Source organism: Microbacterium aquilitoris (assembly GCF_031932285.1).
In the GTDB taxonomy this organism is placed as follows: Bacteria; Actinomycetota; Actinomycetes; order Actinomycetales; family Microbacteriaceae; genus Microbacterium; species Microbacterium aquilitoris.
In genome coordinates, this window is the sequence record NZ_JAUZVT010000001.1 from 137,899 (window position 1) to 159,485 (window position 21,587).

Annotated in this window: 22 protein-coding genes; 10 read left to right on the plus strand and 12 right to left on the minus strand. The window is 70.7% G+C overall.

The features are described 5' to 3' along the window. Positions 1-9 precede the first annotated feature (9 nt). From Q9S78_RS00630 to Q9S78_RS00655, 6 genes are read right to left on the minus strand one after another with little or no spacing between them, the layout of a single operon-like run. Positions 10-639 carry a TrmH family RNA methyltransferase gene (locus tag Q9S78_RS00630; RefSeq protein ID WP_311868162.1) on the minus strand — a complete coding sequence of 210 codons (630 nt, stop codon included), beginning with the start codon at positions 637-639 and terminating at the stop codon, positions 10-12. Positions 640-648: 9 nt separating this feature from the next. Beyond that, the gene (locus Q9S78_RS00635) at positions 649-2,436 is read right to left on the minus strand and encodes a sensor histidine kinase (RefSeq protein WP_311868165.1); all 1,788 of its coding nucleotides are present in this window, start codon (positions 2,434-2,436) and stop codon (positions 649-651) included. A 47-nt stretch (positions 2,437-2,483) separates the two neighbouring features. Beyond that, positions 2,484-3,671 (minus strand): ABC transporter permease, encoded by a 1,188-nt coding sequence (locus Q9S78_RS00640; protein ID WP_311868168.1) that lies wholly within the window; start codon positions 3,669-3,671, stop codon positions 2,484-2,486. Further along, positions 3,664-4,368 carry an ABC transporter ATP-binding protein gene (locus Q9S78_RS00645; RefSeq protein WP_311868170.1) on the minus strand — a complete coding sequence of 235 codons (705 nt, stop codon included), beginning with the start codon at positions 4,366-4,368 and terminating at the stop codon, positions 3,664-3,666. Before Q9S78_RS00645 ends, Q9S78_RS00640 begins: the two co-directional genes overlap by 8 nt. Continuing rightward, positions 4,365-5,417, minus strand: a complete 1,053-nt coding sequence (locus tag Q9S78_RS00650; RefSeq protein ID WP_311868172.1) for a peptidoglycan-binding protein — start codon at positions 5,415-5,417, stop codon at positions 4,365-4,367. Before Q9S78_RS00650 ends, Q9S78_RS00645 begins: the two co-directional genes overlap by 4 nt. Beyond that, a complete protein-coding gene (locus Q9S78_RS00655; protein ID WP_018187558.1) occupies positions 5,414-6,037 on the minus strand; it encodes a hypothetical protein in 624 nt (207 codons plus the stop codon). The genes Q9S78_RS00650 and Q9S78_RS00655 overlap by 4 nt, the downstream gene beginning before the upstream one ends. A gap of 111 nt (positions 6,038-6,148) precedes the next feature. Between Q9S78_RS00655 and Q9S78_RS00660 the strand changes: the two genes are divergently transcribed. Together Q9S78_RS00660 and Q9S78_RS00665 are read left to right on the plus strand one after the other, a co-directional pair. Further along, positions 6,149-6,838: a response regulator transcription factor gene (locus Q9S78_RS00660; protein WP_311868174.1), complete on the plus strand. Its 690-nt coding sequence runs from the start codon at positions 6,149-6,151 to the stop codon at positions 6,836-6,838. Positions 6,839-6,897: 59 nt separating this feature from the next. Next, on the plus strand, positions 6,898-8,166 hold the full coding sequence (locus tag Q9S78_RS00665; protein WP_311868176.1) for an Nramp family divalent metal transporter: 1,269 nt from the start codon (positions 6,898-6,900) through the stop codon (positions 8,164-8,166). Between the two features lie 18 nt (positions 8,167-8,184). Here Q9S78_RS00665 and Q9S78_RS00670 read toward each other — a convergent pair whose 3' ends face one another. Next, complete coding sequence (locus Q9S78_RS00670; RefSeq protein WP_116227615.1) at positions 8,185-9,207, minus strand: amidohydrolase family protein; 1,023 nt, start codon at positions 9,205-9,207, stop codon at positions 8,185-8,187. Positions 9,208-9,300: 93 nt separating this feature from the next. Between Q9S78_RS00670 and Q9S78_RS00675 the strand changes: the two genes are divergently transcribed. Together Q9S78_RS00675 and Q9S78_RS00680 are read left to right on the plus strand one after the other, a co-directional pair. Continuing rightward, positions 9,301-10,071, plus strand: a complete 771-nt coding sequence (locus Q9S78_RS00675) for a TetR/AcrR family transcriptional regulator (RefSeq protein ID WP_116227616.1) — start codon at positions 9,301-9,303, stop codon at positions 10,069-10,071. A gap of 10 nt (positions 10,072-10,081) precedes the next feature. Then, entirely contained in the window at positions 10,082-10,720 is a 639-nt protein-coding gene (locus Q9S78_RS00680) for a metal-dependent transcriptional regulator (protein ID WP_018187563.1), read from the plus strand. 3 nt (positions 10,721-10,723) lie between these two features. Here the strand turns inward: Q9S78_RS00680 and Q9S78_RS00685 are convergent, their stop codons facing one another. After that, positions 10,724-11,677 (minus strand): SDR family NAD(P)-dependent oxidoreductase, encoded by a 954-nt coding sequence (locus Q9S78_RS00685; RefSeq protein WP_311868182.1) that lies wholly within the window; start codon positions 11,675-11,677, stop codon positions 10,724-10,726. A 59-nt stretch (positions 11,678-11,736) separates the two neighbouring features. Here Q9S78_RS00685 and Q9S78_RS00690 point away from each other — a divergent pair, with 59 nt between their 5' ends. Then, positions 11,737-11,883, plus strand: a complete 147-nt coding sequence (locus Q9S78_RS00690; protein WP_311858149.1) for a hypothetical protein — start codon at positions 11,737-11,739, stop codon at positions 11,881-11,883. A 5-nt stretch (positions 11,884-11,888) separates the two neighbouring features. On the opposite strand, the gene pyrE is transcribed toward Q9S78_RS00690, so the two are convergent. Then, positions 11,889-12,467 (minus strand): orotate phosphoribosyltransferase, encoded by a 579-nt coding sequence (pyrE, locus tag Q9S78_RS00695; RefSeq protein WP_311868184.1) that lies wholly within the window; start codon positions 12,465-12,467, stop codon positions 11,889-11,891. A 51-nt stretch (positions 12,468-12,518) separates the two neighbouring features. On the opposite strand from pyrE, the gene Q9S78_RS00700 reads away from it, so the two are divergent. From Q9S78_RS00700 to Q9S78_RS00710, 3 genes are all read left to right on the plus strand, one after another. After that, positions 12,519-13,358: an exodeoxyribonuclease III gene (locus Q9S78_RS00700; protein ID WP_311868186.1), complete on the plus strand. Its 840-nt coding sequence runs from the start codon at positions 12,519-12,521 to the stop codon at positions 13,356-13,358. Positions 13,359-13,424: 66 nt separating this feature from the next. After that, complete coding sequence (locus Q9S78_RS00705; protein WP_311868188.1) at positions 13,425-14,672, plus strand: sensor histidine kinase; 1,248 nt, start codon at positions 13,425-13,427, stop codon at positions 14,670-14,672. After that, on the plus strand, positions 14,669-15,340 hold the full coding sequence (locus Q9S78_RS00710; RefSeq protein WP_311868190.1) for a response regulator: 672 nt from the start codon (positions 14,669-14,671) through the stop codon (positions 15,338-15,340). Before Q9S78_RS00705 ends, Q9S78_RS00710 begins: the two co-directional genes overlap by 4 nt. 54 nt (positions 15,341-15,394) lie before the next feature. Here Q9S78_RS00710 and Q9S78_RS00715 read toward each other — a convergent pair whose 3' ends face one another. Then, entirely contained in the window at positions 15,395-15,964 is a 570-nt protein-coding gene (locus tag Q9S78_RS00715; RefSeq protein WP_018187570.1) for an NADPH-dependent FMN reductase, read from the minus strand. A 213-nt stretch (positions 15,965-16,177) separates the two neighbouring features. Here Q9S78_RS00715 and Q9S78_RS00720 point away from each other — a divergent pair, with 213 nt between their 5' ends. Then, on the plus strand, positions 16,178-17,062 hold the full coding sequence (locus Q9S78_RS00720) for an ABC transporter ATP-binding protein (RefSeq protein WP_311858170.1): 885 nt from the start codon (positions 16,178-16,180) through the stop codon (positions 17,060-17,062). Continuing rightward, positions 17,059-18,150: an ABC transporter permease gene (locus Q9S78_RS00725; protein WP_311858171.1), complete on the plus strand. Its 1,092-nt coding sequence runs from the start codon at positions 17,059-17,061 to the stop codon at positions 18,148-18,150. The genes Q9S78_RS00720 and Q9S78_RS00725 overlap by 4 nt, the downstream gene beginning before the upstream one ends. Positions 18,151-18,205: 55 nt before the next feature. Here the strand turns inward: Q9S78_RS00725 and Q9S78_RS00730 are convergent, their stop codons facing one another. Then, positions 18,206-19,615, minus strand: coding sequence for a serine/threonine-protein kinase (locus Q9S78_RS00730; RefSeq protein WP_311868193.1), 1,410 nt, complete (start codon positions 19,613-19,615; stop codon positions 18,206-18,208). Between the two features lie 104 nt (positions 19,616-19,719). Beyond that, positions 19,720-21,522, minus strand: a complete 1,803-nt coding sequence (locus tag Q9S78_RS00735; protein ID WP_311868195.1) for a glycoside hydrolase family 15 protein — start codon at positions 21,520-21,522, stop codon at positions 19,720-19,722. Between the last annotated feature and the right edge of the window lie 65 nt (positions 21,523-21,587).

Genomic DNA, 21,587 nt, shown 5'->3' on the forward strand with positions numbered 1-21,587 from the left:
GACGCGGGCTCACGCGTAGCGGCGGCACCATTCGTACATGACGACCGCCGCGGCGGCCGAGGCGTTGATCGACCGGGTCGACCCGTACTGGGTGATCTCGACGACGCCGGATGCCGCGGCGAGCGCCTCGGGCGACAGTCCCGGCCCCTCCTGCCCGAACAGCAGGACGCAGCGCTCGGGCAGGTCCGCCCGGTCGACCGGGACCGAGCCGTCGACGTTGTCGATGGCGAGGACCGGCAGGCCCGCGGCATCCGCCCACGCGGTGAAGGTCGCGACGTCCTCGTGGTGGCGGACGTGCTGGTACCGATCGGTGACCATCGCGCCGCGCCGGTTCCAGCGCCGTTTGCCGATGATGTGCACCTCGGCGGCGCCGAACGCGTTGGCGCTGCGGACGATCGAGCCGATGTTCATGTCGTGCTGCCAGTTCTCGATCGCCACGTGGAACGGATGCCGCTTCTCGTCGAGGTCGGTCACGATCGCCGCCATCGTCCAGTACCGGTAGCGGTCGACGACGTTGCGGCGGTCACCGTGCTCGAGCAGGTCGCGGTCGTAGTGCGGATCGTCGGGCCACTCGCCCGGCCACGGCCCGACCCCCACCGGAAGCTGCGGCTCGGCGTCGGGCTCGGTCGGGTCTGGCACCGGTCCAGGTTAGTCGGGCCATCCTGGCAGGAGGACGGTGAAGCGGGACCCGACGCCCACCTCGCTCGTGACCTCGACCGATCCACCCAGCGCCTGGCTGAGTCCCTGAACGATCGACAGCCCGAGTCCGGAGCTCTCGCCCGACCGCGTGCGCGCCGGGTCTCCCCGCCACAGCCGGTCGAACACGAACGGCAGGTCGTCGGCGGCGATGCCCTCGCCGTCATCGGTCACCTCGAAGCGGACGGTTCCGCCCGTCGCACCCGCGCCGACCCGCACGGACCCGCCCGCGGCGGTGTGGCGGAGAGCATTGCCCACCAGGTTGCTCAGGATCTGCCCGAGGCGCGCGGCATCGGTGCGCATCGGCAGAGGTCCCTCGACGTCGGCGGCCAGCGTGACGTCTGCGGCCGCGGCGCGAACGAGATGGGCCGCAACGACGCTGCGGACGACCTCGGCGGCATCCACCGGTGCGAGGTCGACGGCGAGGTCGCCCGTCTCGGCGAGCGCGAGCAGCTGCAGGTCGCGCGTGATGGTCTCCATGCGTCCCGCTTCGGTGAGCACGAGGCTCCGCAATTCGGCATCGCTCATTCCGAGCCCGTCGTCAGCGGCCTCGACCCAGCCGCGGATGTTCGTCAGGGGGCTCCGCAGTTCGTGTGCCACGTCACCGAGAAGACGGCGGCGGGCGGTCTCGTGACCGGCGATCTCGGCCGACATCCGGTCGAACGCCGCACCCACGTGGGCGAGGTCGTCCGTCGCACCGACTCCGCTCCGACCCGCACGCTCTCCGGCGGCGAAGCGGTCGGCGGCGTCTTCGAGCTTGCGCGCGCTCCGAAGGGTCGGCGCGAGGATGATGGCGGCTGCGGCCGCGAGAAGAGCCAGGAGCACGACCACGACGATCGCGATTCGTGCGATCGTCCCCGGGCTCGCGTCGAAGGGCCCGCGGACGTTCCCCCGGAGGTTCGTGAGGACGATCTGGACGGTCGGCGCCGTTACGGCGGAGGCCTGCTCGGCCTGTGCGCTGAGGAGGCATCCCGCGGTGATCTCCGACCCAGGGGGATCGATGCGGAACGCGAGTTCCGCTCTCGCCGACGCGGCCGAGAGGTCGAGGTCGACCCGGTCGATCGGAGGAGCACTGGCGTCGAGCAGGCACCGGTTCGTGAGTTCGCGCAGTTCGTCGAGAGCGTCCTGTTCGGACGGCAGCGGGGTGTCGAGTCGGGTCCGCCCGCAGTCCGGGGCGTTGTCCGTGGCCCACACCACCGGGCGTCCCGTCGTCCAGACGGTCGAGCCGATGACCGCCGTTCCCAGGCAGGCGCGGACGTCAGCAGCGCGCGCTGTCAGCGCCGTCCGCTGATCCTCGCTGAGACCAAAGGGTCCGACGATCCCCCGGTGCAGGCGCAGCTCGAGGGTGCCCGGCTCGGCGTATTCCTCGAGCGGATCGAACGTCATCGTCGACTCCTCGGGTCGCGGCAGAGTCGGCGCACTGTCGGCGATCAGCTCTCCGTCCCCCCCGACGAGCGCGATCCGCCGGCCGGTGTCGTGCGCGAGTTCGAGGAGCTCGGGTCCGACTCCGTCCCAGGTCGGATGCCGGCCGGCCCACAGACTCAGTTCGTCGAGGATCTGCTCGTTCCGGGCGAGGGCGGCATCCGATGACTGCTGGTCGAAGCGGTACTCCGCTGTCTGCGCGAGCCACAGCGTGCTGCCGACCGACGCGAGGACCAGGAGGAGGCCTGCGGCGAGGTACCGCAGCAGCAGGCGCGGCGTCCGTCGCCGTGTCTGCTGCTTGTCCGATCGCACGCTCATCCCGTCGGCAATGCTCTCACCCGCCGCCCCCTCATCCGCTGCGCCCCTCATCCCGCGGCGAGGGCAGCGGTCGGCGACTGCCGTGCCGCATGGATCGACGGCGCGAGCCCGGCGAGCGCCCCCGTCACCAGGGATGCCGTCACGCCGAGGACGATCGTCGCGACCGGGATGACCACCGGCCACCCCTGCGTCGCACTCCACAGCACCGTGCTGAGCAGCCCGAGCGAGACTCCCAGGAGCCCACCCATCGAGCAGAGGACCACCGCTTCGACGAGGAACTGCGCGCGGATCTGCCCCCGATGCGCACCGAGCGCCCGGCGCAGCCCGATCTCGCTCCGGCGCTCGAGCACCGAGACGAACATCGTGTTCGCGATCCCGATCCCGCCGATGAGGAGGGCGATCCCCGCCAGTGTCAGGAACAGTCCATCGAAGTTCGCCTGGGCGGCATCCTTCGCGGCGAGCACGGCCGACGGGCGACTGACCTGCACCATGCCGGCGACCCCCGGCGAGAGCGTCGCGGCCACGATGGGCCGGAGCGCCTCGATCTGCGACTCGGTGCCGGTGAGGTAAGCCACCGTGGGGGCGCCGTCGAAGTCGAGCCATCGCCGGGCGGCCGCGTCGCTCACGAGCACGGCCGACTGCAGGTCGGGGGCGAGAGGGGTGTCCTCCAGAACGCCGATGACCCGGAACGGGATGCCGCCGAGGTCGATCGACACCGCACGATCGGGGAGCTGTGAGAGCCCGAGCCGGTCCGCGGCATCCGAGCCGAGGACGACGACCGGCAACGGATCGTCGCCCACCCACCGGCCTTCGGCCAGCTCGCCCCGGAGCACACCGAGCAGGTCGCCCGTCACCGCGAGGGTCGTGATGCCGCTCTCGACGTAGTCGCGGAGCGCGTTGCTCCGGACTCCCGCATGGGCGTTTCCGACCGTCGCGGCATCCGTGATGGGACCGATGCGTTGCAGCATGCCGCGCGATTCGGGAGGGAGCGGGATCGGCTCACCGTCGACGCCGACCCTCGGGTCGGCACGCAGCAGGTTCGCTCCGAGCTTCGTGAGCTCCTGATCGAGCGCGGCCTGCGACGAGGCGGGCAGCGCGGTGACCGTCACCAGGGTGGCGATGCCGATGGCGACTCCGAGCGAGGCCAGCACGGCGCGCAGCGGGCGGGTGAACAGGCCGACGGTGCCGAGGGCCAGAAGGTCCCGGATGCCGAGGCGAGGCCGACGTTCAGACATGAGCGACCTCTTCCCCTGCAGGAGCGGCCGTGTCCGACACGATCCCGCCGTCGCGGAGTTCGATGCGACGCGGCATCCGTGCGGCCAAGCCGGTGTCGTGGGTGATGACCACGACGGTGGTGCCCTCCCGGTTGAGTCGCTCGAGGAGGTCGACGATGCGTTCGCCGTTCGCACTGTCGAGCGCGCCGGTCGGCTCGTCGGCCAGGACGACGAGCGGCTCGGTGACGATCGCGCGGGCGATGGCGACGCGCTGGCGCTCCCCGCCGGAGAGGTCGCGAGCGCGGTGCGAGAGGCGGTGAGCCAACCCGACCCGCTCGAGCGCCGCTCGGGCGCGATCGCGTCGGAGTCGCCGCGGCACGCCGCTGTAGAGGAGCGCCGTCGCGACGTTGTCCTCGGCGCTCAGCCCGTCGGTCAGATGGAAGCTCTGGAAGACGAAACCGATCGTCCGCCCCCGCAGGGTCGAGAGCGCTCGGTCATCGAGGTCGTCGGTGTCGATGCCGCCGACCCGGACGGTTCCGCTCGTGGGGCGGTCGAGGGTGCCGAGGACGTTCAGGAGCGTCGATTTGCCGGCGCCGGACCGCCCGACGATCGCGATGATCTCGCCCGCATCGATCCGGAGCGATACGTCCTGCAGAGCCGCGACGCCGCCCGGGTGGATGCGGCCCACGTGATCGAGTTCGAGAGCAGGCGTGGTCATCGTGCGGTCACCACCGTCATCCCGGCGGTGATTCCGTCGCCGGCGACTTCGACGCGACCGTCCGCGATGAGCCCGATCGTGACGGCGTGCAACCGCCCGGATTCGTCCTGCAGCGCGTAGCCGCCCTCGGCGAGCGCGATGAGCGCAGGCACGGGGGCGATGAGCACGTCGGTGACGGTCTTCGTCACGACGCGGACGACGACGGCCCCGGCATCCACTTCGGCGACAGCCTTCTGGTCCGCGATCTCGACCGTGGCGCGCACCTGGGACTGCGCCCCGTCGCCCGCCGTGCCGACGTCGCGGATCGTGCCTTCCAGCATGCGGCCGTCGGGCAGCTCGATCTCCGCAGCCGCCCCCGCACCCACAAGCCCCGCGTCGCCGGCGGGAACGGCCGCCTGGACGATCCTCGCGGTGGTCGAGGCGGTGAACGGCGTTCCGGTCGCGGTGTCGCCGAGCCGGGCCGTCACTTTCGCGATGCGACTCTCGGCGGTGAGGACGACGACATCCGTCGGTGCGAGGTCTCCCGTCCGTTCGAGGCCGAGCGCCTTCTGCCAAGAGCGCACGGCCGCGCGGAACGCACTGTTCGTCCGCGCATCCGCCGGGTCGGCCCGGCGGAGATACCCGAGCTCCATGAGGTTCGCCGCCACCATGCTCACGTCGGCACCGGTCATGCCCCACGAGGTCAAAGGCCGGTAGAGCGCGGTCGTGCCGATGAGCACCGGGATGGCGCGGTCATCGACACGGAGTGCCGTCGCGCCTCGCGCCAGGTCTGTACCCGGTGCCGGCAGCCAGGTGATCGTCCCTTTCGCCTTGACCGACACGGGCTCGGCGGCGCCGAACCCGATCGACCCGTCCAGAGTCGCGGTCAACGACAGGTCGCCCCGCTCGATCTCGGCTGTCGCACGTTCCACCTGCGATGACGGCGCGGGTTCCGGCGACTGCTCGGTCGCGTTGGTCACGGCTGCCACCCCACCCGCGGCGAGGAGGAGAGTCGCCCCCACGGCGGCTGCCGCGATGGCGAAGGTGCGTCGACGGCGGTCGCGGCTCATCGGGTTCCGCCCGAGACGCCGGCGACGCACCCGTCGACCTTCGCCATCCCCAGCGAGATCGACGCCGAGTCGTTCTGCTCACCACCGAAAGCGAAGTTGATCTGTCCGAACTCGTCTGCGGGGGTGATCTCGACGTAGCGGACGCCCTCGGCGTGGAGGCAGTCGACCACCTTCTGAGCGAATCGCAGCGCGTCCGGGTTCTGGGCGTCGAGCTCGTGCGGCGGGAGCGGCGCGAACCTCATGCAGAACGCCTCCGCCTCGGCAGCCGCCTCGGGGTCGTCGTTGGTCGCAACGCCCACGCCGCTGTCCTGGCCGCCCGTGATCGTCGCCTTCGGCATCCGATCCGCGAGGCATCGCTCTCGAGGCTGCCACGCCGCCTCGCCCTCCTCCTCGGTCATGTCGAGGCGCAGCCGGACCGGCTCACCGTATTCGGCGGTCAACGGGTCCTCCGTCGCCGTCTTCTCGGGCGCCGCCGTCTCGAGACTCGCGATCTGATCGTCCGGAACAGGGGCGGCATCCTGGCCCTGCGGCGCCGTACCGGCGGTGCAGCCGGTCGCGAGCAACACCGTCAGGGCGAGGCCGGCGAGTACGCCCAGGGGGCGGGTCGAATGGCGGAACATGGTTCTCCGATCTCTGTCGTTGCCCCCACAGTGATCGCCGGTTGTGAAGGGAATGTGAGCGTGCGGTGCCGAGACCGTCTTCGCTCCGGTCGCGCGCCTACAGTCGATGACGTGGCCCGCATCGTGATCGTCGAGGACGACGCCCTGCAGTCCGAGCTCATCCGCCGATACCTCGAGCGCGAACGGCACGATGTCGAGGTCATCGACGACGGAGCCATCGCACTGACCTCGATCCGCGCCTCCTCCCCCGACCTGCTGATCCTCGACGTGATGCTCCCCGGACTCGACGGGCTCACCTTGTGCCGCACGCTTCGCGAAGAGATGCACGAGCTGCCGATCCTGATCCTCACGGCGCGGTCGACCGAGAACGATCTGCTTCTCGGTCTCGAGCTCGGTGCCGACGACTACGTCACGAAGCCCTACAGCCCTCGCGAACTCGTCGGTCGCGTCCGCGCCCTGCTGCGGCGGGCGCTGCCTGCCACGACGATCCGCACCGACGTCGTCGTGGGGGGCCTCGTCATCGATCCCGAGCGCCGAACGGTGACCGTCGATGCGCGACCCGTCGAGCTGACCCGGGCCGAGTTCGATCTGCTGCTCGAGTTCGCTACTCAGTCGGGCATCGTCCTCAGCCGGTCGCAGCTCCTCGACCGGCTGCACGGCTCCGCGCAGTGGATCGGCCCGCGCACCATCGACACCCACGTGAAGAACCTGCGACTGAAGATCGAGGACGACCCCCAGCGGCCGGCGAAACTCATCACCGTGCACGGCGTGGGGTACAAGCTCGAGTCCCCCACGGGCTGAGCTCGCCGAAGCCACGACGGTGCTTCCGGGCATCCGTTGGCCCTGTTAGATTTTTCGGTATGCCGAAAAATGCCGCGTCCCGAGTGCGCGGCCCTCGTGCGGCGTGGCTGCTCGGGCCGGCACTCGTCGCGGGAGTCGCCTACCTCGACCCGGGGAACGTAGCGAGCAACATGACCGCCGGTGCCCGCTACGGCTACCTGCTGGTGTGGGTCGTCGTGCTCGGCAACGTCATGGCCTGGCTGATCCAGTACCTGTCGGCGAAGCTCGGCATCGTGACGGGGCGGAGCCTTCCCGAACTCCTCGGCGCCCGCTTCCGCACGCACACCGCTCGCCGCGCGTACTGGCTGCAGGCGGAGCTCGTCGCGATGGCGACCGACGTCGCCGAGATCATCGGCGGTGCGGTCGCCCTGTGGCTGCTGTTCGGCGTGCCGCTCGTGTGGGGCGGGCTCATCACGGGCGCCGTCTCTATCGCGCTGTTGCTGATCCAATCCCGCCGCGGCGCGCGCACCTTCGAGTTCGTCATCATCGGCCTGATGGTGATCATCGCGGTCGGTTTCACCTACGGCGTCTTCATCGGCCCGCCCGAGGCGTCCGGCGTCGCCCGCGGCCTGCTCCCGCGATTCGAGGGGACCGGATCGGTGCTGCTGGCGGCATCCATCCTCGGGGCGACGATCATGCCGCATGCGATCTACGCGCACAGCTCGCTCGCCCGCGACCGCTTCCGTCCTGCCGAGAGCCGTCGAGCGGATGCCGCGGCCACGGGCGCGGCCCTCGACACCCGCCGGGTGCTCCGCGCCACGCGCTGGGACGTCACGATCGCCCTGGCCATCGCGGGGACGGTGAACCTCGGCATCCTGCTGCTGGCGGCGGCGAACCTCGCGGGCGTCCCGGGAACCGACAGTCTCGAGGGCGCCTACGCGGCGCTGCAGAACGGCATCGGTCCGGTCGTCGCGACGCTGTTCGCCGTCGGGCTCCTCGCGAGCGGCCTCGCCAGCAGCGCGGTCGGCGCGTATGCGGGAGCCGAGATCATGCACGGCCTGCTGCGCGTCCGCATCCCGCTCCTCGCGCGCCGCCTCGTGACGCTCGTGCCGGCGCTCGCGATCCTCGCGGTCGGCGTCGACCCGACGCTCGCGCTGATCATCAGCCAGGTCGTGCTGAGCTTCGGCATCCCGTTCGCCCTCATCCCCCTCGTCTCGCTCACCGCGAAGCGGGACGTGCTCGGCGCGTACCGCAACCGGGCGTGGACGACGGCCGCCGGAATCCTGGCGTCGGTCTTCCTCGTCGCGCTCAACGGGCTGCTGCTCTGGCTCACCCTGTTCGGCTCGTGACGACACGACCTTTGGCCGTCATCGCCGCCGGGCCCGCAGCGCCTCCCAGTTTCCGGATCCGATGGCGACCTTCTGTTCGTGGGTGAAGGGGGAGTCCTCGAGGAAGCTGCGCCCGACCCCGGCCGAGGTGTCGAGGAAAGGAAACCCGCCGGGCCGGGTGCCGAACGTATACGGGTAGTCGGTGGAGTAGACCATACGCTCCGTGCCGACGACCTCGGCGGTCCAGCGCAGGTAACGCTCCGACACGGTGCCGCTGCCGGCGATCCAGAAGTTCTGCGTCCAGTAATCGAGCAGCGGGCGCTCGAGGTCCGCATTGTGGGCCATGATGCCGGTGTGGTCGAGGTAGAACATCACCAACTCGCCCCAGTGCCCGGCAACGACCTGCAAGTCGGGGTGGCGGTCGAAGACGCCGCTGAAGATCATCCGCATGTACTGGATGCCGAGGTCGTAGTACCACCCGAGTCCGGCGGTGGCCAGTCCCATGCCAGCGGGGCCGAGACCCGAATAGTAGGAGTCGATGACCCCGGGAGTGGGTACCTGCGGGTGGAAGTGCAGGGGCACGCCGAGTTCGACGGCCTTCGCGTAGATCTCGTCGTACGCGAGCGAATCCGCCAGGACATCGCCGGTCCGGCCGTAGAGCATCGCGCCGACCATGCCGAGTCGGGTGACGGCCCGCTCGATCTCCGTGGCTGCCGCGGTCGGATCAGCCGTGGGGATCGCGGCCCATGCCTGGAACCTGTCGGGATATTCCGCGACGATTGCGGCGAGGTGATCGTTCGCGTCGCGGGCGACGATGGGCGCGTCAGCGGCAGACAGGTTCTGGACCCCGGGCGAGTTCAGTGAGAGAACGGCCACGTCGATCCCTTGGTCGTCCATGTCGGCAAGGCGTTCCTCTCCGGTGCTGCGAAGTCGACGCGCGAAGGGATCATCCCCCCACCCGCCGTGCGGGTTGGGGTGGACGCCGGCGCGCTCCCAGGCATCCAACACGAGGGGAAGCGCGATGTGCTCCTCCAGTCCGACGATCGTGATCTTTTGCGACATGGCTGACCATCCTTCTGAGCTCTATCGGTGATATCGGTGAAGTGTTATCGCTGATAATATCGACAGTAACATCGAGACGGTATCGTCGTAACCATGAGCACCGAGGAAGAGGACACCCAACGGCATCGTCTGCGGGAGACGATCCTCCTCGCGGCCAGCGAGCTCATCGCCGAGGGCGGCGCAGCCGCGATGACCACCCGCGCCGTTGCTGTGCGGGCGGGCGTGCAGGCCCCCACGATCTACCGCCTGTTCGAAGACAAGCAGGGTCTGGTGCGGGCGGTCGCCGCCTACGTCCTCGAGACCTATGCCCGATCGAAGGATGTCGCCGACGACGACGCCGACCCCGTCGTTGCTCTAAGGACAGCATGGCGAGCACACATCGACTTCGGGCTCGCCAATCCGGGGCTGTATCTCCTCATGAACGACGCCACCCGGGCGAGTCGAGGAGCCGACGCCTCCGCGCCGACGGGCATCCCCGACGTCCTGACAGTGCGCGTCCGAGCGGTTGCGGCGGCGGGAGTCCTGCTGGTCACCGAGGAGAGAGCGGTAGACCTGATCCGCGCGGCGGGCGACGGGGTGATCCGCTCACTGCTCACCTCGCCCGCCGACGCGGAGCGCATGTCGACGCTGTCCGACGACATGCTGGACGCCATTCTCGGCCGCATCGTCGAGGGCCGGGGTGAGACATCCTCTCGTCCTGTCGATGCCCTTCTCATCCAGCTCCGGGCTGTAGCGGACGAGTTGACGGATCTCAGCGCGGCCGAGAGGGCGCTTCTCCGCGAGTGGGTCAGTCGTGGTGACGTGGGGCGGGGATCGCCGGCTCAGGATGTCGCCGCGTTCGGTTCGCGATCGGCCGGCGGATAATCTGGGGCGCGTGCCCGCGTCCACCGTCGACGACTATCTGAAGACGATCTACCACCACACCGAGTGGCAGACCGATCCCGTCACTCCCTCGGTGCTGGCCGCCGAACTCGGACTCGCACCCTCGTCGGTGACCGAGATGATCAAGAAGCTCGCCGCTCAGGGTCTCGTGTCGCACCGTCCCTACGGTCCGATCTCGCTGACGGATGCCGGGACCCGCCGCGCGACCGCGGTGATCCGACGGCACCGCCTCATCGAGACGTGGCTCGTGCGCGAGTTCGACTACGCGTGGGACGAGGTGCACGACGAGGCCGAGGTCCTCGAACACACGATCAGCGACCGGCTGCTCGCGGGGATCGACGCGCGGCTGGGGCATCCGCGGTTCGACCCGCACGGCGACGCCATCCCGGCACCCGACGGCAGCGTCGAGCGCGAGCCGTTCGTCCTGCTCGCCGAGGCGACGATCGGGCACACCGGACGGGTGCTCCGGGTCTCGGATCGCGACCCCGCGCTGCTGCGCTCGCTCGAGGAGGTCGGCCTCGACGTCGGCCACACGGTCACCGCCACGGGGCGCGACGCCGTGCAGGTCGACGGCGGCCCGACGATCGACCTGCCGCCCGCCGCCGCGCGCGCGGTGTGGCTCACCGCCTGAGCGTCAGCGCAGGCGCAGCTTACGGCCCTTGAGGTAGGGCCATTCGGCCCGCGTCGCGTGCTCGGCGTAGTGCCACATGCGGGCGCCGACGTCGGGATCGATCGTGACCCGCGACGGGCGGACGAGCACGGGCGACCCCGTGTACGTGCGCGCCGGCCCCCAGTACTGCCCGCCTTCGGCTTCGGGGTCGATCAGCGCCCGGACGGGAGCCCATGCGCCGCTCTCCTTCGACTGCGAGACCGCGGCCTGCAGCCCGCCGAGGAACCGCTTGCGTCGCGACGGCACACTGACCCCCGCGATCCGCCGGGTACGACCGCCGAGGGAGTACCCCGGGTGGGCGACGAGACTCGCGACGGGGACGGATGCCGCCCGCAGCCGCCGGTCGGCCTCGAAACCGAGCGCCGACGTCGCGACCTTGGACTGCACGTAGGCACGCCACGGCGTGTAGTCGTCGACGAGTTCGGGGTCGATCGGATCCCACGGGAAGAGCTTCGTCGCGACCGAGCCGAGCCACACCATCCGGCCCCGCGCCGCGGCGAGCGCGGGAAGGAGGGCACCCGCAAGCGCGTAGTGGCCGAGGGCGTTCGTGGCGATGACGAGTTCGTGGCCGTCACGGGTGACTTCACGGGTCTTCGGCGGGTGCACGATCCCGGCGTTGAACAACACGCCGTGCAGTCCCACGCGGCCGCGGACGGTCGCCGCGGCGGCGCGCACCGAGCCGAGGTTGCTGGTGTCGAGCGCGAGCGTCTCGAGGTCGGCATCCGGCACCTGCGCCAGGATCGCGGCGCGCGCACGTGACAGTTTCGACGGGTTCCGCGCCGTCATGACGACGTGGGCACCGGCGCCGGCGAGCTGCAGGCAGGAGAAGAATCCGAGGCCCGTGTTCGACCCGGTGACGAGGTAGCGACGGCCGCTCAGATCGGGGAGATCGTTGGGGTCCCAGTCGTTTCGCGCCACACCCTCGACCCTACGCTCGGGCGCCGCGTCGCGGCATCCCTTCGTGGGAGAGTTGAGGCATGAACGGACTCGAGCAGAATCTGCTGTTCGCCGTCGTCGGACTCTCGCTGGTCACGTCACTCGTGGTCATCATCGTGGGTGCGGTGCGCCGACGCGGCGACGATCGCGACGATCGCAAACCCTGGGACGACCTCGAGCCCAAGTAGACCGATTACTGCGGCTGCAGTCCCAGGTCGTCGAGGTCGATCGCGGCGAGCCACGTGAGACCCTCCGCCTCAACCGCGGCCTGCGCTCCGGTCTTGCGGTCGACGATGACGGCGACGGCGACGGGTTCGGCACCCTCGCGGCGCAGCGCCTCGACGGCCTTCAGCGCCGACTGGCCGGTGGTCGAGGTGTCTTCGACGACGATGACGCGCTTGCCGACGACATCCGCTCCTTCGACCTGACGGCCGCGGCCGTGGTCCTTGGGCTCCTTGCGGACGACGAACGCGTCGAGCGGTGCATCGGTACGCGCAGATTCGTGCATGACAGCGTTGGCGATGGGGTCGGCGCCGAGCGTCAGACCGCCGACCGCGACGATGCCGTCGACGTCGCGGATGAGGTCGAGCATGATCCGCCCGATGGCCGGCGCGGCGCGGTGGTCGAGCGTGAGCTTTCGCATGTCGACGTAGTACGACGCCTTCTTGCCGCTCGACAGGGTGAAGTCGCCGTGGAAGACGGCCTCCTCCTGGATGAGCGAGATGAGGCTCTGGCGGTCGGCTTCGAGTGCGGGCGTGGAGGCGACGGTCACGGGACGAGTCTAGGACCGACGGCGTCGGACGCCCGATCTAGGCTGGAGACCATGCGGCTTGCCACCTGGAACGTCAACTCGATCCGCGCGCGCATCGTGCGCACCGTCGACTTCGCCGTGCGCGAGAACATCGACGTGCTCGCGATGCAGGAGATCAAGTGCAAGCCCGAGCAGTTCCCTTACGAGGCGTTCGAAGAGGCCGGGTACCACGTCGAGGCGCACGGCCTGAATCAATGGAACGGCGTCGCGATCGCGAGCCGCGAGCCGATCACCGAGGTCGAGTACGCGTTCCCCGACATGCCGGGGTTCCTGAAGGGGCATGAGGGACCGGATGCCCCGCAGGAGGCCCGGGCGCTCGGCGCCACGATCGACGGGGTCAAGGTCTGGAGCCTCTACGTCCCCAACGGCCGCGGACTCGACGACCCCCACTTCACCTACAAGCTGCACTGGCTCGAGGCCCTGCGCGCCTACACGCAGTCGACGCTCGCCGCTCACCCCGACCTGCCCCTCGCGCTCGTCGGCGACTTCAACATCGCCCCGACGGATGCCGACAACGGCGACCCGACGATCGTCCAGGGCGTGTCGACCCACGTCTCCCCCGAGGAGCGCGGCGCGTTCCAGGCGCTGCTCGACGCCGGCCTCACCGACACCGTCCGCCCGCTCGTCCCCACCGGCTACACGTACTGGGACTACAAGCAGCTGCGCTTCCCGCGCAACGAGGGCCTGCGCATCGACTTCATCCTCGGCTCCCCGGCCTTCGCCGACGGCGTCGTCGGGGCATCCATCCACCGCGACGAGCGCAAGGGCGAGATCCCCAGCGACCACGTGCCGGTCGTGGTCGACCTGGATCTGAACGGCGAGGACGACGACGACCGTCCGATGATCTTCTGACGACGGCCCGGCGGCTCCCCCGCGCGACGGATGCCGGGGCCCGCGACCCCCTCTAGCGTGGAGAGCATGCCCGAATCGATGCTCCGCCGCGCAGCGACCGCGGCCGAACGCCGCCAGGACGCCTGGCTCGCCGCCGGACTGTTCGTCGCCGCGATGATCAGCACAGCCCTGGGATCGGTCTCGGGCATCTACAACGATGCGCAACCCGACCTCGTCTGGGGGCTCCTCTACTCCGTCGCCATGACCGCGCCTCTCGCCTTCCGGCGGCTTTACCCGATGACGGCCCTGATCGTCGTCTCGGTCGTGTTCTTCGTCGGTGTCTCGGCGCGCATCCCCGAGCTCTACGTCGGCAACGTCGCCCTGTTCGTCGGGATGTACACGGTCGGCTCCTGGGTGGCGGATCGTCGCCGCGCGGCGCTCGTGCGCATCCTGCTCATCGTCGCGATGTTCGTGTGGCTGATGATCACGATCTTCCAGAGCGCGGCCTCCTCCGAGGGCGGCCTGTCGCAGGAGGGACCGTTCTCGCCCTTCGCGGCCTTCGCGATGATCCAGTTCCTCGTCAACGTGGCCTTCTTCGGCGGGGCGTACCTGTTCGGCGAGCGCGCCTACACGGGCGCGACGGAGCGCGCCGCCCTCGAAGAGCGCACCGCCGAGCTCGAGCGGGAACGCGAGCGGACGGCCGCTCAGGCGGTCGCCCTCGACCGGGTGCGCATCGCCCGCGAACTGCACGACGTGGTGGCGCACCACGTCTCGGCGATGGGCGTGCAGGCGGGAGCCGCGCGCACGGTGCTCGACCGGGATCCGGATGCCGCGCGCACCGCGCTGACCGGCGTCGAGTCCTCGGCACGCCAGGCGCTGACCGAACTGCGCCAGCTGCTCGAGACGCTCCGGACACCCGAGACCGAGGCGCCCGGGGGTTCGACCGTCCGCCTCGACGCCCTGCCGGACCTCGTCGCCCATGCCAACGAGAACGGCCTGCCGACGACGCTCTCGGTCGTGGGCACCCCCGTGCCGACGCCCGAACTCGTGCAGGTGAACCTGTACCGCATCGCGCAGGAGGCGCTTACGAACGCGCGCCGCCACGGCGGTCCGGGTGCGACCGCCGACGTGCGGCTGCGCTACGCCGACGACGCCGTGGAACTCGAGGTCTCGAACGAGGGCCGTGCGCCGATCTCCGGACGGGCGGGCCTCGGCCTCGTCGGGATGCGCGAACGTGCGACGTCCTCCGGAGGAGCGCTCGAGGCGCGGGCGCGCCCGCGCGGCGGGTTCCTCGTGCGCGTGCGCGTGCCGCTGTCGCAGGCGGTGCCGGCATGATCCGGGTGCTGCTGGTCGACGACCACGCCGTCATGCGCGCGGGGTTCCGCATGATCCTCGAGGCGGCGGGCGACATCGAGGTGGTCGGTGAGGCCGGTGACGGTCGCGCAGCGGTCGAAGCCGCCCGCACGCTCCAGCCCGACGTCATCTGCATGGACGTGCAGATGCCCGACATGGACGGGCTCGAGGCGACGCGGCAGATCGTGGCGGATGCCGGGATCGCGGCATCCGTCGTCATCGTCACGACCTTCGACCGCGACGACTACCTGTTCCAGGCGCTCTCGGCCGGGGCGAGCGGATTCCTGCTCAAGAACGCCGGCCCCGAGGAGTTGACGAGCGCCGTCCGCCTCGCGCACTCGGGCGAGGCGCTGCTGTCGCCGTCGGTGACCCGCCGGGTGATCGCGCGGTTCGCGTCGACCGCGACGGAACCGGCGGCATCCCTCCCCCGTGAGACGGATGCCGCGCCCCGCCTTCCGGTGGAGCTCACCGACCGCGAGGTCGAGGTGCTGCGGCTGCTCGCGCAGGCGATGAGCAACGGCGAGATCGCCCGCGAGCTCTACATCGGCGAGGCGACGGTGAAGACGCACGTGTCGAACGTCCTGCAGAAGCTCGGCGCCCGCGACCGCGTCGCCGCCGTCGTCTGGGCGCACCGCTACGGCCTCGCCTGACGAGAAACGGCCCCACCCGAGTCGGGGTGGGGCCGCTTCTTCCGGCAGCGAGGGTCAGGCGCTCGCGGGGACCTTCGCGTAGCGGTCGACGAGGTCGTTGAACGCCTCGAGGTAGCCGGTCAGGAAGCCGGCGGTCGCGTCGTTCGTGACCTCGCCGTCCTCGGCGAACAGGCCGGGCGTGGTCTGGATGAAGCCCTCGGGCTGGCCGAGCGTCGGCGCGTTGAAGTGGCTGAGGATCGCCTTGAGGTGCTGCTGCGCGACAGCGGTCGCGACGCCGCTGCCCGACGTGCCGATGACGGCCGTGGGCTTGTTGTGGAACGCGTTCTGGCCGTACGGACGAGCGGCCCAGTCGAGCGCGTTCTTGAGGACGCCGGGGATCGAGCGGCTGTACTCGGGGGTCACGATGATGACGCCATCGACGTCCGCGATCGCCTGCTTGAAGTCGACGGCAACCTGCGGGAAGTTCCCGTCGTGGTCGACCGAGTAGAAGGGCAGGTCCTTGATCGGGATCTCGACCAGCGTGGTGCCCTCGGGGGCGAGGCGCTCGAGCGCCTTGGCGAGGGTCCGGTTGATCGACGTCGACGAGATGCTGCCGACGATGTAGCCGATGGTGCGATTCGTCATGGGTCCTCCAAAGAGAGTGGATGGGGATGCCGGTGGGCATCGCAGAATCCAACGAGACCCCCGGCATCCCTATTCCTATGAATGCACCGACAACGCCTCTCCCCCGTGGGGAGGGGACGGGTTTCACCCGCCGGGGGGAGGTCCGCGGCATCCGATCTTCCTAACGTGGGACACGTGCCGCCGCCGGTGGCGCACCGACCACAGGAGGAACGGATGCTGCAGCTACGCGGGATCACCAAGAGCTACGGGTCGAGGCGCGTCCTCGACGACGTCGCCTTCGACGTCGCGCCCGGCCGGCTGACCGGGTTCGTCGGCGGCAACGGCGCCGGCAAGACCACGACCATGCGCATCATGCTCGGCGTGCTCGGTCGCGACGCCGGCGAGGTCACCCTCAACGGAGCCCCCGTCACCGCTGCCGACCGGCGCCTGTTCGGCTACATGCCCGAGGAGCGCGGGCTGTACCCGAAGATGAAGGTGCTCGAGCACATCGTCTACCTCGCCCGTCTGCACGGTTTCTCGAAGACGGATGCCGCCACCCGCGCGACCGCTCTGCTCGAGGAGCTGGGGCTCGGCGAGCGCCTCGGCGACAACGTCGAGACCCTCTCGCTCGGCAACCAGCAGCGCGCGCAGATCGCGGCCGCCCTCGTGCACGACCCCGAGGTCCTCATCCTCGACGAGCCGTTCTCGGGGCTCGACCCGATCGCCGTCGACGTCGTCGCGAACGTCTTGCAGACCCGCGCGGCGCAGGGCGCCTCGGTGCTGTTCTCGTCGCACCAGCTCGACGTCGTCGAGCGCCTGTGCGACGACCTCGTCATCATCGCGGGCGGCACGATCCGCGCCGCCGGCACCCGTGAGGGGCTCCGTGCCGAGCACACGACCCGCCGCGTCGAACTCGTCTCGGGGACGGATGCCGGATGGCTCCGCGACGAGCCGGGCGTCGAGGTCGTCGACTTCGACGGCGGCTACGCCCTCTTCGAGGCCGACTCCGACGAGACCGTCCAGCGCGTCCTGCAGCGCGCGGTCGCCGCGGGCGACGTGACCACGTTCGCGCCGCGCCGCCCCACCCTCGCCCAGATCTTCACGGAGGTCATCCAGTGAACACGTCCGCCTCCCCCTCGTTCGGCCAGAGCGTCTGGCTCGTCACCGAGCGCGAGCTCGGCTCGAAGCTGCGCTCGAAGTCGTTCATCATCTCCACCGCCGTCATGTTCCTGATCGTGCTGGCCGGTGTCCTCTGGGCGGGCTTCTCGGCTCAGAGCGACAGCCGCACGCCGATCGCGGTCACCTCCGAGACGGCGTCGGCCATCACCGACCCGAAGGCGTTCGACGTGACCGATGCGGCCTCCGCCGAGGAGGCCCGCGATCTCGTCCGCGACGGCACGGTCGATGCAGCCGTCATCCCCGGCGGCGACGAGCCGCTCGGCTACACCGTGGTCTTCGACGAGTCGGTGTCGAACAGCCTGCTGCAGCAGTTGAGCATCGCCCCGAAGGTCGAGATCCTCGAGCCGGAGAACACCGACGGATTCCTCCGCTACATCATCGCGATCGCCTTCGGCGGCGTGTTCTTCGCCGCGGCGCTGACCTTCGGTACGACGATCGCGACGAGCGTCGTCGAGGAGAAGCAGACGCGTGTGGTCGAGCTGCTCATCTCGGCGATCCCGACCCGCGCACTCCTGGCGGGCAAGGTGCTCGGCAACACGATCCTCGCGATGGGGCAGATCGTCGGCATCGCCGCGGTCGCGATCATCGGGCTGACCGTCACGGGCCAGGACTTCCTGATCGCCGGTCTCGGCGGGCCGATCGCCTGGTTCGCGGTCTTCTTCCTCTTCGGGTTCGTGCTGCTCGCGGCGCTGTTCGCCGCGGCGGGTGCGCTGGTGTCGCGCCAGGAGGACATCGGACCGACGATCACACCGCTCACCTACATCGTGATGGCGCCGTACTTCCTCGTGATCTTCTTCAACGACAACCCCGTCGTGCTGACGATCATGTCGTACGTCCCGTTCTCGGCTCCGGTCGGGATGCCGGTGCGGATCTTCGTCGGCGAGGCGCAGTGGTGGGAGCCGCTGCTCGCGCTGGCCGTCATGCTCGCCGCCTGCGTGGGAGCGATCCTCGTCGGCGCGAAGATCTACGAGAACTCGCTCCTGCGGATGGGTGCCCGCGTCAAGCTCCGCGACGCGCTCGCGCGCTGAGTCCGGCTCGATCGGAACCGTCCCGTCCGCAGCCGCGGCGGGGCGGTTCCGTCGTTCACGGCTTGTCCTTCGGCCCCTTGCGGTCCTTGTTCGCCTCGCGCTCCGCCCGCTTCTGCTCGTCCTTGGCCGCCTTCTCGGCGTCCTTCGCCGCTTCGTCGGCCGCGTCGTCGTTGGGAGCGGGATCGACCTTCGTCGTCGTGACGGTCGGCGTCGGGGTCGGCGTGGGATCCGTCGAGACGACCTCGGCGGGTGCCGACTCCTGCGGCTCCGTCTGCGCGGGGTCGGTCGAGGCGGGCTGCGGCGAACCGGCGAGCGATCCCGCCCAGATGCTCCCCGCCGTGATCAGTGCGACCGCGGCGGCGGCGAGTCCGATCACGAGCGGGCGACGCGACCGTCGCTTCTCGGGCCGATCGGTCGAGACGCCGGATGCCGCCGAGGCTCCGGCTGCTGCCGGGGCCCCGGCGAGCGCGACGGTCGCCGCCGTCGCTGAAGGGCGGGGGTAGCGGCGGGTCGGGGCATCCCCCGTGGTCTCCTCACCGGCCCGACGGGAATCGGCAGCGCCGGCGGCGGGGATGCCGGCGGCCACCGCCGCACGCACCGGAGGCAGCGGCGGCGCGCCGTCGATCGGCTCGGTCCGCAGCCGCTCCGCGGCGTGGACGACCTCGAGGGCCGTGGGCCGCTCCTCGGGCGAGGTCGCCGTCATGCGTGAGAGGAGCGAACGCCACCCCTCGCTGAGAGTGTCGGGAACGGTCGGCGGCGTCGTCAGGCGCGCGAGGGCGGCGCCCACCCCGTCGGTGTTCGGATAGGCACGCTCACCCGTGAGCGCCTCGAGCAGGACGAGACCGAGGGCGTACACGTCGGACGCGGGCGAAGGGTCGCGGCCCTCGACCTGCTCGGGGGCGAGATAGGCGGCAGTGCCGATGATCGTGCCCGGCGTCGTCACCCGCGCACTGTCGAGGAGGAGCGCGATGCCGAAGTCGGCGAGCTTCGCGCGGGGCCGCCCACCGGGAAGGTGCGGCGGGGCGAGGAGCACGTTCGACGGCTTCACGTCCCGATGCACGACACCCGAGGAGTGGACCACGTGCAGGGCTTCGCCGAGCTCTGCGGCGAGGGCGGCGACGTCGGCGGTGGGCAGAGGGCCTTCCGCGATGCGCGCACTCAACGTGGGGCCGTCGACGAACTCCATCACGAGGTAGTCGGGCGAACCGGTGAGGTGCGCATCGAACAGTGTCACGAGCGAGGGGTGGTTGAGCGAGGCGAGCAGGGTGACCTCGCTGCGCGCCCGATCCGGCGCGCTGACCGCCCCCTCGACACCGGGGCGGAGCACCTTGACGGCGACGCGGCGCCCCAGTGCCGTGTCGTCGGCGCGGAAGACGCGCGCCATGCCGCCCTGTCCGATCTGCGCGACAAGGCGGTAGCGCTCTGCCAGCACGTCGCCGGGCAGGGGCTCGGATGTGTCCGTCATCGCGTCCTCCTCCGGGTTCCGACGCGGTGCCCTCGACGATAGTCAGCGCCGCGGCGCCGCGCACGGCCTTGACGGACGATCGGATGCCACGGTGTCGACCCCGGTCAGGTCCGATGCGCGGCGCGGCCGGTGTGCCCGGCGAGCGCGTCCGCGGCCCCGACGAGCGCGAGGTGGCTGAGGGCCTGCGGGGTGTTGCCGATGTGGCGTCCCACCCCGGGGTCGTACTCCTCCGAGAGCAGACCCACATCGTTCGCGACGGCGCAGAGCCGGTCCATGAGGCGCGTCGCATCCTCGAAGCGTCCGGTCGCCGCGTACTGCTCGACGAGCCAGAAGGAGCACGCGAGGAAGGGGTGCTCGTCGCCGGGCAACCCGTCGGTCCCCGCCGCGGTGCGATACCTCATGACGAAACCGTCGCGCAGGAGGTCGCGCTCGATGCGGGCGACGGTGGCGAGCATCCGCGGGTCGTCGGCGGCGCAGAACCCGACGACGGGCAGGAGAAGCAGCGAGGCGTCGACCTCGTCGGTGCCGTCGTGTTGCGTGAAGTGGCCACCCGCGGCATCCACCCCGGTCGCATCGATCTCGGCGCGCACCTGATCGCGGAGCCGATCCCACGTGTCGGCGTCGCCGGGCAGACCGTGCTCGCGCACCGCGCGGATGCCGCGGTCGAGCGCGGCCCACACCATCGCGCGGGAATGCGTGAAGTGGTGCAGGTCGCCGCGCATCTCCCAGATGCCGTGGTCGGGGCGGTCGACCCACGCGACGACCTGCGCCAGCAGCGCGCGCTGCAACGACCACGACGACGGAGTCTCGGTCACCCCGGCGAGGCGGGCGGCCTCGAGGGCGACGAGGACCTCGCCGATCACGTCGCCCTGGTACTGGTCGACGGCGCCGTTGCCGACGCGGACGGGCGCGGATCCCTCGTAGCCCGGCAGGCTCGTCAGCTCGCGTTCGGGGAGGTCCCGTTCACCGCCGAGGCCGTACATGATCTGCACGTCGGCGGGGTCGCCGGCGATCGCGCGCAGCAGCCAATCGCGCCAGCGCTCCGGTGCCCGGGTGTAGCCGTGGGCGAGGTAGGCCTCGAGGGTGAGGGCGGCATCCCGCAACCAGACGAACCGGTAGTCCCAGTTGCGCGAGCCACCGGGGTCCTCGGGGAGCGAGGTCGTCGCAGCGGCGACGATCCCGCCGGTTTCGGTGTGGGTCAGGGCACGGAGTACGAGCATCGAGCGCACCACGTGGGCTCCCCAGGGTCCGCCGTCCTCGACGCCCGCCGCGAAGTCGCTCCACCACCTGCGGGTGTGCGCGATCGCGGCGTCGACGTCGATCCCGACGGGATGCCGGTGGTACGACCGGTCCCAGGTGAGCACCGAGTCGACGGTGTCGCCCGCCGCCACCGTGAACACGGCGCGGTGCATCGTGCCGTCCGGGTGCAGCCGGGGGCCGCGCACGGCGACGGCGTCGGGACCCGCGATCGCGAGCAACACCGGCGCGTCCGCGTGCCCGATCTGCCGCACCCAGGGGAGCGCCCGAGCGTAATCGAAACGCAGGCGCAGCTCGCTCGCGAAGGCGACGGTGCCTTCGATGCCGACGACGCGTCGGACGACGGCATCCGTGTCGTCGTGCATCGGCATGAACTCGATGACCTCGGCGCTGCCCGTCGGCGTCTGCCAGCGCGTGACGAGCACGAAGGTGTCGCCGTCGTAGCGGCGGGTAGACGTGGCGGCGGAGTCCGCGGGGCGGAGACTCCACCGACCGTGTTCGTCGTCGCCGAGGAGTGCTCCGAAGATCGACGCGTCGTCGTAGCGGGGAAGGCACAGCCAGTCGAGGCTCCCGGCATCCGACACGAGGGCTCCCGTCCGGCAGTTGCTGAGCAGGGCATAGGACTCGATCGGGGCAGGCATCGACGTCATTGTCGTTCGCGGCGGGCGGCGGGGCAAGAGACGAGGCGCGACGGGTGTCGTCATCGGGAGCGGGG

What these genes read in the sequence shown, in the direction of transcription:
- Q9S78_RS00655 (WP_018187558.1), bottom strand. Translation starts at nt 6,037, where the DNA reads ATGTTCCGCCATTCGACCCGCCCCCTGGGCGTACTCGCCGGCCTCGCC.
- Q9S78_RS00670 (WP_116227615.1), bottom strand. Translation starts at nt 9,207, where the DNA reads ATGTCGCAAAAGATCACGATCGTCGGACTGGAGGAGCACATCGCGCTT.
- Q9S78_RS00710 (WP_311868190.1), top strand. Translation starts at nt 14,669, where the DNA reads ATGATCCGGGTGCTGCTGGTCGACGACCACGCCGTCATGCGCGCGGGG.
- Q9S78_RS00705 (WP_311868188.1), top strand. Translation starts at nt 13,425, where the DNA reads ATGCCCGAATCGATGCTCCGCCGCGCAGCGACCGCGGCCGAACGCCGC.
- Q9S78_RS00700 (WP_311868186.1), top strand. Translation starts at nt 12,519, where the DNA reads ATGCGGCTTGCCACCTGGAACGTCAACTCGATCCGCGCGCGCATCGTG.
- Q9S78_RS00735 (WP_311868195.1), bottom strand. Translation starts at nt 21,522, where the DNA reads ATGACGTCGATGCCTGCCCCGATCGAGTCCTATGCCCTGCTCAGCAAC.
- Q9S78_RS00645 (WP_311868170.1), bottom strand. Translation starts at nt 4,368, where the DNA reads ATGACCACGCCTGCTCTCGAACTCGATCACGTGGGCCGCATCCACCCG.
- Q9S78_RS00675 (WP_116227616.1), top strand. Translation starts at nt 9,301, where the DNA reads ATGAGCACCGAGGAAGAGGACACCCAACGGCATCGTCTGCGGGAGACG.
- Q9S78_RS00640 (WP_311868168.1), bottom strand. Translation starts at nt 3,671, where the DNA reads ATGTCTGAACGTCGGCCTCGCCTCGGCATCCGGGACCTTCTGGCCCTC.
- Q9S78_RS00665 (WP_311868176.1), top strand. Translation starts at nt 6,898, where the DNA reads ATGCCGAAAAATGCCGCGTCCCGAGTGCGCGGCCCTCGTGCGGCGTGG.
- Q9S78_RS00720 (WP_311858170.1), top strand. Translation starts at nt 16,178, where the DNA reads ATGCTGCAGCTACGCGGGATCACCAAGAGCTACGGGTCGAGGCGCGTC.
- Q9S78_RS00715 (WP_018187570.1), bottom strand. Translation starts at nt 15,964, where the DNA reads ATGACGAATCGCACCATCGGCTACATCGTCGGCAGCATCTCGTCGACG.
- Q9S78_RS00690 (WP_311858149.1), top strand. Translation starts at nt 11,737, where the DNA reads ATGAACGGACTCGAGCAGAATCTGCTGTTCGCCGTCGTCGGACTCTCG.
- Q9S78_RS00650 (WP_311868172.1), bottom strand. Translation starts at nt 5,417, where the DNA reads ATGAGCCGCGACCGCCGTCGACGCACCTTCGCCATCGCGGCAGCCGCC.
- Q9S78_RS00730 (WP_311868193.1), bottom strand. Translation starts at nt 19,615, where the DNA reads ATGACGGACACATCCGAGCCCCTGCCCGGCGACGTGCTGGCAGAGCGC.
- Q9S78_RS00635 (WP_311868165.1), bottom strand. Translation starts at nt 2,436, where the DNA reads ATGAGCGTGCGATCGGACAAGCAGCAGACACGGCGACGGACGCCGCGC.